Source organism: Baekduia sp. Peel2402 (assembly GCF_052567285.1).
Window position 1 is genome coordinate 3,818,313 of record NZ_CP199582.1, and the last position, 14,543, is coordinate 3,832,855.

At 71.4% G+C, this 14,543-nt stretch carries 15 protein-coding genes; 10 read left to right on the forward strand and 5 right to left on the reverse strand.

The window, feature by feature from the left end; all coding sequences use genetic code 11:
- Positions 1 to 57: 57 nt before the first annotated feature.
- A complete protein-coding gene (locus tag ACT01A_RS18630; protein ID WP_445148592.1) occupies positions 58 to 621 on the reverse strand; it encodes a hypothetical protein in 564 nt (187 codons plus the stop codon).
- Between the two features lie 250 nt (positions 622 to 871).
- Here ACT01A_RS18630 and ACT01A_RS18635 point away from each other — a divergent pair, with 250 nt between their 5' ends.
- Positions 872 to 1,933, forward strand: a complete 1,062-nt coding sequence (locus ACT01A_RS18635) for an HD domain-containing phosphohydrolase (protein ID WP_445148593.1) — start codon at positions 872 to 874, stop codon at positions 1,931 to 1,933.
- Here the strand turns inward: ACT01A_RS18635 and ACT01A_RS18640 are convergent.
- Complete coding sequence (locus ACT01A_RS18640) at positions 1,927 to 2,544, reverse strand: NUDIX hydrolase (RefSeq protein ID WP_445148594.1); 618 nt, start codon at positions 2,542 to 2,544, stop codon at positions 1,927 to 1,929. The two genes, ACT01A_RS18635 and ACT01A_RS18640, sit on opposite strands and share 7 nt — an antisense overlap.
- A gap of 62 nt (positions 2,545 to 2,606) precedes the next feature.
- On the reverse strand, positions 2,607 to 2,957 hold the full coding sequence (locus tag ACT01A_RS18645; protein ID WP_445148595.1) for a hypothetical protein: 351 nt from the start codon (positions 2,955 to 2,957) through the stop codon (positions 2,607 to 2,609).
- 188 nt (positions 2,958 to 3,145) lie between these two features.
- On the opposite strand from ACT01A_RS18645, the gene ACT01A_RS18650 reads away from it, so the two are divergent.
- The gene (locus ACT01A_RS18650; RefSeq protein WP_445148596.1) at positions 3,146 to 5,335 is read left to right on the forward strand and encodes a glycoside hydrolase family 15 protein; all 2,190 of its coding nucleotides are present in this window, start codon (positions 3,146 to 3,148) and stop codon (positions 5,333 to 5,335) included.
- Here ACT01A_RS18650 and ACT01A_RS18655 read toward each other — a convergent pair.
- Complete coding sequence (locus ACT01A_RS18655; protein ID WP_445148597.1) at positions 5,317 to 6,135, reverse strand: prolipoprotein diacylglyceryl transferase; 819 nt, start codon at positions 6,133 to 6,135, stop codon at positions 5,317 to 5,319. The two genes, ACT01A_RS18650 and ACT01A_RS18655, sit on opposite strands and share 19 nt — an antisense overlap.
- A gap of 40 nt (positions 6,136 to 6,175) precedes the next feature.
- On the opposite strand from ACT01A_RS18655, the gene ACT01A_RS18660 reads away from it, so the two are divergent.
- Genes ACT01A_RS18660 through ACT01A_RS18670 form a run of 3 tightly spaced genes read left to right on the forward strand, consistent with a single transcriptional unit; the run spans position 6,176 to position 8,118 of the window.
- Complete coding sequence (locus tag ACT01A_RS18660; RefSeq protein ID WP_445148598.1) at positions 6,176 to 7,447, forward strand: MFS transporter; 1,272 nt, start codon at positions 6,176 to 6,178, stop codon at positions 7,445 to 7,447.
- Positions 7,448 to 7,484: 37 nt separating this feature from the next.
- On the forward strand, positions 7,485 to 7,919 hold the full coding sequence (locus ACT01A_RS18665) for an organic hydroperoxide resistance protein (protein ID WP_445148599.1): 435 nt from the start codon (positions 7,485 to 7,487) through the stop codon (positions 7,917 to 7,919).
- On the forward strand, positions 7,900 to 8,118 hold the full coding sequence (locus ACT01A_RS18670; RefSeq protein ID WP_445148600.1) for a hypothetical protein: 219 nt from the start codon (positions 7,900 to 7,902) through the stop codon (positions 8,116 to 8,118). Before ACT01A_RS18665 ends, ACT01A_RS18670 begins: the two co-directional genes overlap by 20 nt.
- Here ACT01A_RS18670 and ACT01A_RS18675 read toward each other — a convergent pair.
- Positions 8,115 to 8,303 (reverse strand): hypothetical protein, encoded by a 189-nt coding sequence (locus ACT01A_RS18675; protein ID WP_445148601.1) that lies wholly within the window; start codon positions 8,301 to 8,303, stop codon positions 8,115 to 8,117. The two genes, ACT01A_RS18670 and ACT01A_RS18675, sit on opposite strands and share 4 nt — an antisense overlap.
- Positions 8,304 to 8,381: 78 nt before the next feature.
- Between ACT01A_RS18675 and ACT01A_RS18680 the strand changes: the two genes are divergently transcribed.
- The 5 genes from ACT01A_RS18680 to ACT01A_RS18700 are packed head-to-tail and all read left to right on the forward strand — an operon-like array spanning position 8,382 to position 14,459.
- Positions 8,382 to 8,729: a hypothetical protein gene (locus ACT01A_RS18680; RefSeq protein WP_445148602.1), complete on the forward strand. Its 348-nt coding sequence runs from the start codon at positions 8,382 to 8,384 to the stop codon at positions 8,727 to 8,729.
- Positions 8,730 to 8,786: 57 nt separating this feature from the next.
- Complete coding sequence (locus ACT01A_RS18685) at positions 8,787 to 10,205, forward strand: HD-GYP domain-containing protein (protein ID WP_445148603.1); 1,419 nt, start codon at positions 8,787 to 8,789, stop codon at positions 10,203 to 10,205.
- 39 nt (positions 10,206 to 10,244) lie between these two features.
- Positions 10,245 to 11,198 (forward strand): MIP/aquaporin family protein, encoded by a 954-nt coding sequence (locus ACT01A_RS18690; protein WP_445148604.1) that lies wholly within the window; start codon positions 10,245 to 10,247, stop codon positions 11,196 to 11,198.
- Positions 11,195 to 12,649, forward strand: coding sequence for a glycerol kinase GlpK (gene glpK / locus ACT01A_RS18695; RefSeq protein ID WP_445148605.1), 1,455 nt, complete (start codon positions 11,195 to 11,197; stop codon positions 12,647 to 12,649). The genes ACT01A_RS18690 and glpK overlap by 4 nt, the downstream gene beginning before the upstream one ends.
- Before the next feature lie 10 nt (positions 12,650 to 12,659).
- Positions 12,660 to 14,459, forward strand: coding sequence for a glycerol-3-phosphate dehydrogenase/oxidase (locus ACT01A_RS18700; RefSeq protein ID WP_445148606.1), 1,800 nt, complete (start codon positions 12,660 to 12,662; stop codon positions 14,457 to 14,459).
- The last annotated feature ends 84 nt before the right edge of the window (positions 14,460 to 14,543 follow it).

Consider the following 14,543-nt stretch of genomic DNA (forward strand, 5'->3'; position numbering starts at 1 on the left):
CCTCTCTCCGGGGGCGCCCTGAAGAACTTCAGAAGTGTGGCGCGTTGCCGCTCTTCTTTATGACGCGCGACGCGTTCGCTTCATCGGGGTCCGCTTCTTCGTGGACTCCGGGATCTGCGTCGAGAGCGGCACGGACTCGAAGCCGAGCAGCACGACGCCAGCGTCGAGGCCCTCCTCCGCGCCGGCCTTCGCCAGGCGCTTGGCAGCGTCGGCCTCGATCTTGTCGACGCGCTCGAGGAACTTCGCGGCCTCGGCGGTCAGGGCCGTCCAGCCCTTCTCGTCCAGACGCGCGGTCTTGCGCTCGATGACGGCGTCGGTGCGGTCAAAGCCACCGGCGGCCGCGGAGGCGTTGGTGTAGTCCTCCAGCATCTTCAGCTGGGAACCAACCGCAGCCTGCTTAGCAACGGGCGAGGCCTTGGACCAGTTCTCCTGCGTGACCTTCGGGCGTGCCTTGGCCTTGTAGTGGTGCTCGACGGCGCCGCGGACGCGGGTCTCGTCGACGAGCTCGATCAGGCCGAGCTTGTGCAGCGTGCGCACGTGGTAGGCGGTGGCCCCGAGGGTCGTGCCGAGCCACTGAGAGAGCTCGTTCGGGGAGGCCTTGCGCTCTTGCAGCATGGCCATGATGCGGACCCTCACGGGATGGCTCATGGCCTTCACGTAGCGGGGGTCGTCAATCGCGGTGATGGGCTTCACTGTCCGTCCAGATTCGTTCAGGTAATTGGCGGTACGAGCGAACCTTAGCCGAGCGCTGCGACGGTCATCGCAGATTCTGTTCAGGTTCGCTGGCCCGAATTGTGCAAAGTCGCTCAACCCGGGTCAATCCTCTAAGTGGGGGAGCTGCATGATTTCGTAGACAGGTAGTTTTTGCTCAGTGCTAAGTCGGACGACCGGAAAGGACGACCGCATCCTGGTCGTCGACGACGATCCCACCAGCACCGCGCTCCTGTCGCGGATGCTGGAGCAGTGGGGCTACGAGGACGTGTTCGTGACGAATGAGTCGTCCGCCGCGGTCGGTCTGTGTCGCCGAACGCAGCCAGATCTCGTGCTTCTGGACCTCCACATGCCCGAGCTCGACGGCATGGAGGTCCTCCGTCGCCTACCGGAGGAGACGCGCGGCATTCCGCTGCCCGTGCTGATGCTCACGGCCGATGAGTCGCGCGAAGCACGTCGTGACGCGCTCAGCGCCGGTGCGCGGGACTACGTCGTCAAGCCCTTCGACCCCGACGAGGTCCGGCTGCGCGTGCGCAACCTCCTTCAGACGCGCGGGCTGGCGGCGTCGCTGCGCCGGCACCGCGATGAGCTGGAGCACCGCGTCGCACGGCGCACCGAAGAGCTGGACCGAGCGCGCCTGGAGACCCTGGCGCGCCTCGCGGTCGCCGCCGAGTTCCGCGACGACGAGACCGGCGAGCACACGCGCCGCGTCGCCCGCACCGCCGCGCTGCTCGCGCGGGCGCTGCGGATGCCGGACGAGGACGTCGAACGCCTCGTGCTCGCCGCACCGCTGCACGACGTCGGCAAGATCGCCGTCCCCGACGCGGTCCTGCTCAAGCCCGGGCGCCTCACACGTGCCGAATACCAGGAGGTTCAGCGCCACGTGCTGGTCGGAGAGGAGATCCTCGGCGGGTCGACGTCGCCTGTTTTGCAGACCGCAGCGGAGATCGCGTTGCACCACCACGAGCGCTGGGACGGCCGCGGCTATCCCGCCGGGCTGGCGGGCAACGAGGTCCCGCTGCCCGCGCGACTGGTCGCGGTCGCTGACGTCTTCGATGCGCTCACCCACCGCCGTCCCTACAAGGAGGCGTGGCCGGTGCGGGACGCGGTGCGCGAGGTCCTCGACCAGGCGGCCGGCCACTTCGACCCGGAGGTCGTGGCGGCCTTCGAGGGCCTCGACCACGAGGCGCTGGTCGCGCCGGTGACGGCTGCGGCCTACTGAGCGTCGGCCACGCGCCGCAGCACCGGTGCGATCTCGGCCAGATACGGCGTCGGGACGACCTCGCCGGGGGCGATCTCGACGTCGGTCACGTCGGTCCCGTCCCACGCGCGCCCGGGCACGTGCACGTCGTCCTCGCCCTCCCGGAGGGCGTTCGCCAGTGCGGCAAATCCGTCATGGGTGACGAGCACCAACCCGTCCAACTCGACGCGGTCAAACCCCGTCCAGCGGGACAGCGGCCGGTCGTCGCGGATCACGAAGACGTGTTGCAACTCACGGTTGACGAGGCCAGATTGCTCCACTTCGTCTACACGGTGAACGCCTAGGGACTCCAGATCGTCGAACGCGTACGCGGCGCCCAGCTCCTCGTCCGCTTCGCGCAGACCGTCGCGGATCGCCTCGCCGGCGATCAGGTGTCCGGCCGCCGAGGCGTCGAGAAAGCCGGGCCACGATGCCTTGTCGGCCGCGCGGCGCTGGAGCAGCACGCCGTCCGCGCTCACGACCCACAGGTGGAAGGCCAGATGCCAGTCGCCGTCCCGGTGCACGGCGGCGCGCGGCTTGACACCCCGGTGCCAGCCGCGATCGTCGAAGACGTCGAGCAGCTCGTCCTGCATGGCGGCGCACCCTACTGCGTGAGCGGCGACGCGCCAGCGCGCTCGTCAGCGCGGCGCGGCGGTCAGTCCGACGGTCGCTCGGTCCAGAAGCGCCGCCGCACCCGGCGCGTGTGGGCGCTGACGCGCTGGTCGCGCACGTCAAGCGCCCGCCACGCGGGGCAGTTGGCGTTCAGGAGGGCCAACACGACGTCCGTGGCCGCCTGCTCGGGGTGGCCGACATCCGATTCGATGCCGTAAAGGTCCTCGAGCGGCTCGAGCAGGGTCGCGTGCACGACGAGTACGCCGTCCTCGACCTCGGCATGCAGCGAGCGGAACGCCCACCGGTGTGGATCGCGCGAGAGTTCGACGAAGTCGGCTTCAAGTCGGAGTGCCGCCTGCGGCGCGGCGGGCACGGAAGGGACGCGCAGGGTCACGTCAAGGCAGGGCGTGAAAGGCAAGCTGGACTGTTCCAAAGGCAGATCGGTCCGCCCGCACCATATTCCAGACACCTGGGATCGTAAAGCGATCAGAGACTCTGCGCACCCTCTGCGCGGAAACCTCCCATAAGTGATGCAAGCTCGTCACGTGCGTCTCGGTTGCGTGTCGTGGGTAACTGGCCGTCATGCTGCGCGTGATGCCGTCCTCGCCCCGCCGCGCCTTCGTCGCCTTGTCTCTCCTGCTTGCGGCGGCGGCCGTCGCTCCCGGCCCTGCGTCCGCCGCGCCGCAGGCTCCCGGCGCGCCCGGAGCCGCGCCCAACTTCGCGCCCGCCGACAAGCACGGCTTCGGCACCGCCCGCGCCGCGCGCTCGCGCGTCTGGTTCACGCTGCGCGCGTCCACGATGACCGAGGCCTACTTCCCGGACCTCGGCACGCCGGCCACGCGCGACCTCGAGCTGGTCGTGGACGACGGCAGCCACGTCGAGCGGGAGTCCACGGACGCCAACGGACGCGTCGAGGTCCTCGACGGCGGCCGCAGCCTCACGTTCCGCCAGACGACGACGTCGAAGTCCGGCACCTGGCGTGCGGTCAAGACCTATGTGACCGACCCGGCGCGGCGCACCGTGATGGTCGACGTCACGCTGACGGCGCTGGAAGGGCGGCGGCTGAAGGCGTGGGTGCTGCTCGACCCGCAGCTCTCCAACAACGGCGCCGACGACCGCGCCGACACGCGTCACAACACGCTCACCGCCTACGACGCCCGCGCCGCCAGCGCGCTGGCCGCCAGCCCGCGCTTCACGAAGCTGTCCAGCGGTTACCGCGGGCGCTCAGACGGCTGGCAGGACCTCAAGTCCGACGGCGACCTCGACCACCAGTACTACGCCAGCGCCCGCAAGGGCAACGTCGCGCAGGTCGGCCAGACCACGCTCACCGGGCGCGGCGCGCATCGGCACATGACGCTCGCGCTGGGCTTCGGCGAGACCACGTCCGTGGCGGTCGGCGCGGCGAAGGCGTCGCTTCAGCGCGGCTTCGCCTCCGCCGCCAAGGCCTACGCCGACGGCTGGCACCGCTACCTCGACGCGCTCCCGGATCCGCCGCCGCCCGTCGCCGCCGACCCGCGGCTGTACACCACGTCGCTGCTGGTCCTCGCCGCGTCGGAGGACAAGGCGCATCCGGGCGCGTCGGTGGCCTCGCCGTCGATGCCGTGGGCGTGGGGCGACCTCTCGATCGAGAAGCCGAAGACCGGCGCCTACCACCTGGTCTGGGCGCGCGACCTCTACCAGGTCGCCACCGCCCAGCTCGCGGCCGGGGACGCCAAGGCGGCCAATCGCCTGCTCGACTTCGTCCTTCAGACCCAGCAGAAGCCTGACGGGACCGTGCCGCAGAACTCCGAGGTCGACGGCACCGAGCACTGGACGAAGCTCCAGATGGACGAGGTCGCGCTGCCGATCGTGCTCGCCTGGCAGCTCAAGCGCACCGACGACAAGACCTGGACGCGCGTGCGTCGCGCCGCCGAGGCGATCCTCAAGCGCGGGCCCAAGACCCAGCAGGAGCGCTGGGAGAACCAGTCCGGCTGGTCGCCCGCGACGATCGCCGCTCAGATCGCGGGCCTGATCTGCGCCGCCGACCTCGCGCGCCAACGCGGCCAGATCGGGGACGCGACCCGCTACGAGGCGACCGCCGACGCGTGGCAGCGCGCCGTGGAGTCCTGGACCGCGACGACGAACGGGCCCTATGTCCCCAGGGTGGGCGGGCCGTATTACTTGCGAATCACCAAGGACCGCTCGCCCGACAAGGCCACGACCTACAAGATCGGCGACGGCGGCCCGTCGAAGGCCGACCAGCGGGCGGTCGTCGACCCGAGCTTCCTGGAGCTGGTGCGCCTCGGTGTCAAGCGCGCCGACGACCCCGTGATCCTCAACACGATCGCGGTCGTCGACGGGAGCCTGAGCACGCTGACGCCGGCCGGCATGCTCTGGCATCGCTTCACCTACGACGGCTACGGCGAAGCCGCCAACGGCGCGCCGTGGGGCATTGGCAAAGACGACACCTTCGTCACCCGCGGCCGGGCGTGGCCGATCTTCGCCGGCGAGCGCGGCGAGTGGGAGCTGGCCGACCACGACGCGCCGCGCGCGACCACCGCGCTGCGCACGCTCGCGGCGACCGCCAACGACGGGCTGATGCTCCCCGAGCAGGTCTGGGACGGGCGCAAGCCGACCGGCACGCAGGGCCGCAAGCTCGGCGAGGGGACGCAGAGCGCGACGCCGCTGGCCTGGACGCACGCCCAATACGTGCGCCTGGCGTGGTCGATCGCGGCGGGCGCGCCGGTCGAACGCCCGAGCGTCGTGGCCTGCCGCTACGCCGGCTGCGGCTGAGCGGCGAGGCGCTCGACGCGCGTGGCGACCGCGGCGTCGGCCTGCTCGCGCGGCAGCCACAGCGAGCCGTGCTTGCGCTTGACCACGGCCACCCAGACGAGGCCGATCACCAGCAGCGACAGCGACTCCAGCTGCGCGGCGGTCAGCCCGAGCGCGACGTCCTCGTTGCGGCGCAGGAACTCCACCAGGAACCGCTCGAGCCCGCCGCCGATCAAGTACCCCGCGAACAGCAGCCCGGGGCGGACGCGGTCGCGCAGCTGCCAGAGCGCGAACGCCAGCAGCCCCATCGTCAGCGTTTCGTAGATCGGCGTCGGGTGGACGGTCACGCCCGGCTCGGTCGGCACCGTGCCGTTCGGGTAGCCCATCGCCCACGGGCCGTCCCACGGCTTGCCGTAGTCGCCGTCGCCGGAGATCTGGCAGCCGATCCGGCCGATCGCGTAGCCGAGCGCCAGGCCCGGCCCGGCGATGTCCACCAGGTCGAGCGACAGGAAGTCCTTGCGGTAGGCCCAGAACAGCATGGCGATCGTGCCGCCGGCCAGGCCGCCGTACCAGATCAGGCCCGAGCCGCCGAAGATGTCGCCGAGGCTCATCGCGTCGTGGTTCTGGATCAGGTAGTAGCCGCGCGCGCCGACCAGGCCGCCGATCAGCGCGACGGTGACCATCTCGTAGGCCCAGTCCGCGGGGCGGCCGAGCTCCTTGAGCCGCCGTGCGGCCAGCAGGCCCCAGGCGGCGAAGTTGAGGGCGAAGAAGAGGCCGAACGTCTTGACGGACAGGCCGAGGACCGTGATCTCGGGCTTCACCGGGTGAAGCGTACGACTCCGCGTATCGTGGCGGGCCGCCGTGCTGTCTCGCATCGCCGTCGACACCTCCTCGCTGCGCGAGTCGCGCGACCTGCGCCTGCTGCTCGCCGGGGAGCTGGTCACGGGCCTCGGGACCCAGGCGACGCTCGTCGCGCTGCCCTACCAGCTCTACGTCGAGACCCACTCGGCGTTCCTGACGGGCCTGCTCGGCGCGGTCGAGCTGCTGCCGTTGATGTCGATGGCCTTGCTGGGCGGCGCGTTGGCCGATCGCCACGATCGCCGTCGCATGCTGCTGATCATCCAGGCGGCGTTGATCCTCGGCGCGACCGCGCTGGCGGCGCTGGCCTACGCGGGCTCGCCGCCGATCGGGTTGTTGTACGTCTTAGGTGGCGTGATGGCGGGCTTCGGCGCCGTCCAGAACGTCACCGCGGGATCGATCATCCCCAACTTGGTCAGCGTCGAGCGGCTGCGCAGCGCGCTGGCGTTGAACTACGGGTTGAACACGCTGACGATGGTCATCGGGCCCGCGCTGGGCGGCGTGCTGATCGGCGTGCTCGGCCTCGGCGCCGCGTACACGATCGACGCCGTGAGCTGCGCGGCGATCCTCGCCGCGGTCTGGCTGATGTCGCCGCAGCCGCCGCGCGTCAGCGCCGAGGTCGCGGCCGCCGAGCCGCAGCGCGTGCTGGAGTCGATCCGCGACGGCCTGCGGTTCGTGCGCGGCAACCAGGCGTTGATGGGGTCCTTCGCGATCGACCTGGTGGCCATGACCTTCGGGATGCCGCGCGCGCTGTTCGCCGTGCTGAGCGTGAGCGTCTACCACACGGGCGCGGGCGGAACCGGGTTGTTGTACGCCTCGGTCGCGGCCGGCGCGACGGTCGCGGCGCTGACGACCGGCTGGCTGTCGCACGCGCGGCGCCTGGGGCGGATCGTGATCTGGGCGGTGGTCGCGTGGGGCGTGGCGATCGCGCTGGCCGGCGTGGCGTCGTCGCTGTGGATCGCGGCCGCGATGCTCGCGCTGGCGGGCGCGGCCGACAGCGTCAGCGCGGTCTGCCGCTCGGCGATCAACCAGTCGGTGACGCCCGATCACCTGCGCGGGCGGATGTCGTCGGTGTTCACGATGGTCGTGACCTCCGGGCCGCGGCTGGGCGACGTGGAGTCGGGCTCGGTGGCGGCGCTGGCCGGCGTGCGCGCGTCGGTGATCTCCGGCGGGCTGGCGTGCGTGGCGGGCGTCGCGATCATCTTGGTGGCCTTCCCGGCGCTGCTGCGCTTTGACGCCGAGCGCGACGTCGTGATCGCGCCCATCGGCAGCTGAGCCGAGACACGGATGTTCCGTCGCTAAGGTCAAGTCCATGGCGAAGACGCTCTACACGGCCGAAGCGACGATCACCGGCGGTCGCGCCGAAGGACACGGCAAGACCAGCGACGACGCGCTGGAGGTCGACCTGCGGCTGCCGACCGAGATGGGCGGCCAGGGTGGCGGCACGAATCCCGAGCAGCTGTTCGCAGTCGGCTACGCGGCCTGCTTCGAGGGCGCGCTGGGCGCGGTCGCGCGGCGTACGAAGGCCGAGACCGGTGACGTCTCGATCGACTCCAAGGTCTCGCTGCACCCCAACGAGGCTCGTGGCTTCGACCTGTCGGTCGAGCTGCACGTCTCGCTGCCGAGCGTCCCCGACGCCGACGCGGTCGAGCTGGTCAAGGCCGCCCACCAGGTCTGCCCCTACTCCAACGCGACGCGCGGCAACATCCCCGTGACGCTCACCGCCAATGGGCAGCCGGTCGAGTAGCGACCCTCAGCAGGACCCGGGCTGCGTCTCGGGCGTCTGCGGCGCTGATGTCCCGCCGCTGGTGGGCTCCGTGCTCACCGGCACGGGGCTGACGCTTACGGCGGCCGCGGCGAAGCTCGAGCGCGGCGAGGAGCTGCCGCCCGGCCTGACCGACGTGCAGCGCCGGCTGGTCGAGGCGCACGCGCTCGAAGGGCGCTAGTCGACCGCGTCGCCCGGCGGCGAGACCGTCGCTTCGTGCAGCGGCGGGCGTCCGGTGTACCAGTAGGTGAAGTGGTCGACGCGCGATCCGTCCGGCAGACCGGACAGCGCCAGGTCGACGCGGCGGGCGAGGGACTGCTCGTCGCCGTCGATGATCCGCAGGACGTGGGGCTCTTCACTGTCCATGGCCTCTTCGACCGTAAAGGCCGAGCAAGGGCGCGTCTTCCGACCGCCGGTCCACATCGTCTGCCACCCTGCACGGCAGTGTTGGCCGACGCCGTCCCCTACAGCGGGCAGACCGCCGAGCACCGGCGGGTCGTCGTCGACGTCTCGGGACGGTTCGTGGTCGGCGTCCGCGTGGGCGTCGCGCGCTACCGCTGCGACACCTTCGGTGACGTCGGGCCGCTGGTCGTGCGCGAGTCCGGCCGCGCCCGGATCGGCGCCGACGGGCGCTTTGCGTTCCGCGCCGGCGAGGAGGCGCAGCGCGTGACGGTGCGCGGGGTGGTGCGGCGCAACGCTCGGCGCGTGACCGGCACCGTGCGGTTGGCGGGGACGATCGCCACCGGCCAGAAGTGCGCCTCGGGAACCCTGCGGTTCACCGCCACTCGCTGAGCGCCGCGCGGCGCGGCGCGGCTCAAGGCCGCTCAGGACCGGTCGACACCATCGAAGGTGGACCGCCTGCTGCGCAGCCGCCTGGGCTCCAACCTGACGCTCATCGCCGCGAGCGCCGCGGTCCCGGCTGCCGTGATGCACTTCTTCGTCAGCGAGGACAAGGCGCCGATCACCGCGCGCGAGCACCTCGGCGTCATGGCCGTCGGCTCGCTGGTCGCGGCGGCCTGCTCGGTCTCGCTGATGCTCGCCGGCTTCCGGCGGCGCGAGACGCGCGCGGTCATCGCCGGCGGCGCGTTCGCGGCGATGACGCTGATCCTGCTGATCCACGGCCTGGCGACGCCCACCGTGCTGATCGGCCCCAACGGGATCGTCCAGGTCGCCGGCGGCCTCGCGCTCCCGGTCGGCGGCGCGATCCTCACCGTCGCCGCGCTGCCGTCGCTGCGCGGCCCGGAGCACCTGGGTCGGGTCACCGTCGCGCTGGCCGCCGTCCTTGCCGGCATCGCCGCGATCGGCGGCCTGGCGTTCGCGATGCCCGACCGGATCCCGTCGGTCCCGGGCTACGACTCGCCCGAGGCGATCGCGCTGCTCGTCATCGGCGAGCTGCTGTTCGCGGTCGTCGCCGCGCGCACCGTCCGAACCTACGTCCTGACCCGCCGCGTCAGCGACCTGATCGTGGTCGTCGGCACCGTGTGGCTCGGCTTCGCGCTGATCCCGGTGTTGATGCTCCAGCAGGGCACGTGGATCTGGTGGACCGGCCACGCGCTCGAGTTCCTCGGCGTCACGCTGGTCGGCGTCCCGGTCGCGCTGGACGTGCATCGCGGGCGTCCGTCGCACCCGCTGGTCGGCGACCTCCCCGCGGCCGCGCTGGTCGCCGCGGAGGAGGCGTTCCTCGGCGCGCGGGTACGCGTGCTGATGGCGCGGCTGGAGGCCAAGGACGTCTCGACCGAGGAGCACACGCGCCGCGTCGCCGAGTTCGCCGTGCAGATCGGCGAGCACCTCGGCCTGGCGCCCGGCCGTCTGCGCGACCTCGCGCTCGCCGGGCTGCTGCACGACATCGGCAAGCTCTCGACGCCCGACGCGATCCTCACCAAGCCCGGCCGCCTGACCGACGCCGAGATGGACGTCATCAAGCGCCACCCCGGCCACGGCGAGCAGCTCGCCCGCGAGCTCGGCTACCCGGAGCGCATCCGCCGTCCTGTCCGAGGCCATCATGAACGCCTCGACGGCTCCGGCTACCCGGACGGCCTGCGCGGCGACGAGATCGACCTCGAGACGCGCATCCTCGCCGTCGCCGACGTCTGGGACGCGCTCGTCTCACCCCGCGTCTACCGCGGCGCCTGGACCCCGGGCCGCGCGATGGCGTTGTTGGTGGACGAGTCGGACAGCGGCTTTGATTCCCGGTGCGTCGCGGCGCTGCGGGCGATCACGGGCGTCGAGCCCGAAGCGGCGCCCGTCGCCGGGCTGCGCGCTGCCTAACGGGGTTTGCGTACAGACGATCCGTGGGACCCGAACAGGGTGTCCAGTCAACGATCGACGGGCCCCACGGCCCGGTGGCGGTCCTCGCTTGGCGGCGAGCTGGCTGCCGAATTCCTCGGCACGTTCATCCTCATCATGTTCGGTACGGGCTCGGTGGCGATGGCGGTGTCGGCGCTCAACCAGTCGGGTCGCGGCACGGAGATCTTCCAGGCCAGCGGCGATTGGCTGCTCATCTGCTGGGGTTGGGGCCTGGCGGTCACGCTCGGCGTGTACGTCGCCGGTGGGGTCACCGGCGCGCATCTGAACCCGGCGGTCACGTTCGCCAACGCGCTGCGGCGAGACTTCCCGTGGCGCAAGGTGCTGCCCTACAGCGCGGCGCAGGTCGTCGGCGCGTTCTGCGGCGCCGCGATCGTCTACCTCAACTACCACGGCGCGATCGACTCCTATGAGTCGGCCAACCACATCGCACGCTCGTCGTCTGACGGCGCCGCGACGTTCGGGATCTTCGGAACGACGCCCGCGCCCTACTTCCACAACTGGTTCGGGCCGTTCCTCGACGAGGTGATCGGCACCGCGTTGCTGATCTGCGTGCTGTTCGCGCTCACCGACGAGCGCAACCAGCCGCCGAAGGCCAACATCGCGCCGTTCATCGTGGGCCTGGTCGTCGTGGCGATCGGCATCTCGTTCGGCGCCAACTCCGGCTACGCGATCAACCCCGCGCGCGACCTCGGTCCGCGCCTGCTGGCCGGCCTCGCCGGCTGGGGCGAGAGCGCGATCCCGGGCAACTACGGCGACATCTCGTTCTACATGTGGATCCCGATCGTGGGGCCGTTGATCGGTGCCGGGATCGGCGCAGTGGTCTATGACAAGCTCATCCGCGACGTGCTGCTGGCGCGGGGCGAGCCGGCGGACGCCGAGGTCGAGGGCGAGGGCGAGACGGTCGAGGAGACGCGCTTCGCCAAGCAGGAGACGACAAGGAGCACCACCGCATGATCTTGGGGATCGACCAGGGCACGACCGGGTCTCGTGCCTTCATCTTCGACGAGAAGGGCAAGGTGGTCACCTCGTCCTACTCGGAGTTCGAGCAGTTCTTCCCGAAGCCCGGCTGGGTCGAGCACGACGCGGCCGAGATCTGGGAGGTGACCAAGAAGGTCTGCCACCAGGCGCTCGACGAGGCCGGGATCGACGGCAGCAAGTTGAAGGCCATCGGGATCACCAACCAGCGCGAGACCGCGGTGGCGTGGGATCGCGACTCCGGCGAGCCGCTGCACCGCGCGATCGTCTGGCAGGACCGCCGCACCGCGGGCCGCTGCGACCGGCTGAAGGCCGAGGGCTATGAGTCGATGTTCCGCGAGCGCACGGGCCTGGTGCTCGACGCGTACTTCACCGGGACCAAGTACGAGTGGATGATCAAGGAGGGCGGCGTCCCCAAGGACGCGGCCTTCGGGACGATCGACTCCTGGCTGCTGTTCAAGCTCACCGGCCGCCACGCCACCGACTACTCCAACGCGTCGCGGACGTTGTTGTTCAACATTCGCGAGCTCGCGTGGGACGCGGAGCTGTGCGACACGCTCGGCGTGCCGATCGAGTCGCTGCCCGAGCCGGTCCGCAACGCCGAGGTGCTCGGCGAGACGACGGAGTTCGGCGGCAAGGTCCCGGTCGCCGCGATGGTCGGCGACCAGCAGGGCGCGCTCTACGGCCAGGCCTGCCTGGAGCCCGGCCTGGGCAAGAACACCTACGGCACCGGCAACTTCCTATTGGCCAACGCGGGCGACGGGCCGCCGGTGCTGGAACAGGGGCTGATCACGACGATCGCGTGGGGGATCGGCGACCGCGTCGACTACGCGATGGAGTCCTCCATGTTCGTCACCGGCGCGGGCATCCAGTGGCTGCGCGACGGGCTGCAGATCATCGAGCAGGCCTCCGACACCGAAGAGCTGGCCGGGTCGCTGGACTCCAACGAGGGCGTGTACTTCGTGCCGGCGCTGACCGGCCTGGGCTCGCCGCACTGGGACCCGTACGCGCGCGGCACGATCGTCGGCCTGACGCGCGGGACCAACCGGGCGCACATCGCGCGCGCCGCGCTGGAGGCGATCGCCTACCAGTCGGTCGACGCGGTCCGCGCGCAGAACACGGCGCTCGGCGTCCGCCTGAAGGAGCTGCGCTGCGACGGCGGCGCGACCGCCAACGCCTGGCTGATGCAGTTCCAGGCCGACATGCTCGGCGTGCCGGTCGTGGTGCCCGAGATCGCCGACACGACCGTGCTCGGCGCGGCCTACCTGGCGGGCGTGGCGACCGACGTCTGGACGGAAGAGGACATCGTCTCGCTCTGGACGGAGTCGGAGCGCTACGAGCCGCAGATGAACGACGACCAGCGGCAGTCGCTGCTGAGCGATTGGCGCCGCGCGCTGCAACGCGCGGGCCGTTGGGTCATCCCGGACTAGCCTGATGTCGATGCCGGTCTCAGACAGCGGAGCGATCAACCCCGAGACGCGCGCGGAGGCGCTACGGCGCTTCCGCGAGGAGGAGTTCGACGTCGCGATCGTCGGCGGTGGGGTGGTCGGCACGGGCGCGGCGCTGGACGCGGCCACGCGTGGGCTGAGCGTCGCGTTGGTCGAGGCGCGCGACCTCGCGTCCGGGACCTCGTCGCGCTCGTCGAAGCTGATCCACGGCGGGCTGCGCTACCTGGAGCAGCTCGACTTCGCGCTGGTCAAGGAGGCGCTGCACGAGCGCTCGCTGCTGCTGGACCGGATCGCGCCGCACCTCGTCCACCCGCTGCCGTTCCTGGCGCTGCTCAGCCACCGCGGCTGGGAGCGCCCGTACATCGGCGCGGGCCTGGTGTTGTACGACACGATGGGCACGGCCTTCGGGCGCGCGCGCGGCGTTCCGGCTCAGCGGCACTACACGCGCAGGCAGACCCTGAAGAAGTTCCCCGCCTTGAAGAAGGACGCCTTCACCGGCGCGATCCAATACTACGACGCGCAGGTCGACGACGCCCGCCACACGATGTTCGTGGCGCGCACCGCGGCGGCCTACGGAGCGCAGGTCGCCACGCGCACCCAGGCGGTCGGGTTCCTGCGCGAGGGCGAGCACGTCACCGGCGTCAAGCTCCGCGACCTGGAGACCCCGGACGGCGCGCCGATCGAGCTGCGCGCCCGCCAGACGATCAACGCCACCGGCGTGTGGACCGACGACACGCAGGACATGGTCGGCGCGCGCGGGCAGTTCCACGTGCGGGCGTCCAAGGGCATCCACCTGCTGGTGCCCAAGGACCGCATCCACGGCGACACCGCGCTGACGATCCGGACCCAGACCTCCGTGCTCTTCGTGATCCCGTGGGGTCGCCATTGGATCGTCGGGACGACCGACACCGACTGGACGCTCGACAAGGCGCACCCGGCGGCGTCCAAGAAGGACATTGACTACCTGCTGGACGAGGTCAACCAGTACCTGGTCACGCCGCTGGGTCATGATGATGTGGAAGGGGTCTACGCCGGGCTGCGGCCGCTGCTGGCCGGCGAGTCGGAGTCGACGAGCGCGCTGACGCGCGAGCACATCGTCGCCCATCCGGTGCCGGGCCTGGTCGCGGTCGCCGGCGGCAAGTACACCACCTACCGGGTGATGGCCGAAGACGCGGTCGACGCGGCGGTGCATGGGTTGGAAGAGGACGTGCCGGGGTCGATCACCGAGCGCGTCGGGCTGCTTGGCGCCGACGGCTATCTCGCGCGCTGGAACGCGCGGCACCGGATCGCCGAGCAGTCGGGCGTGCACGTCGCGCGGATCGAGCACCTGCTGCACCGCTACGGGGCGCTGGTCGACGACCTGCTCGCGCTGATCGCCGAGGACCCGTCGCTGGGCGACGCGCTGGAGGGCTCCGACGACTACCTGCGCGTGGAGATCCTTTACGCCGCCACCCACGAGGGCGCGACGCACCTCGAGGACGTCTTGACGCGACGGACGCGCACCTCGATCGAGACCTGGGACCGCGGCCTCAGCGCCGCCGAGCCCGCCGCGCGCCTGATGGCCGGGCCGCTGGGCTGGGACGAGGCGCAGATCGCACGCGAGGTCGAGCAGTACGGGGCCCGCGTGGCGGCCGAGCGCGAGTCCCAGGAGCAGGACGACGACCTCGCCGCGGACTCGGCGCGTCTGGGCGCGCCGGACATCGCGCCGGTGCTGCCGGTCGAGCGGCTGACCGATCGCAACACCCGCTCGGGGGCGCTCGGCGAGACGCAGGAGGCGCGGCAGCCGGCCTAGGCCGCGCGTGGTCGGGCCGCCGTCCGGTCCGCGCGCAGACAACGCATTTTGGTGCGTAGCGACCCTTCGCGGAGCGTCTTTGTC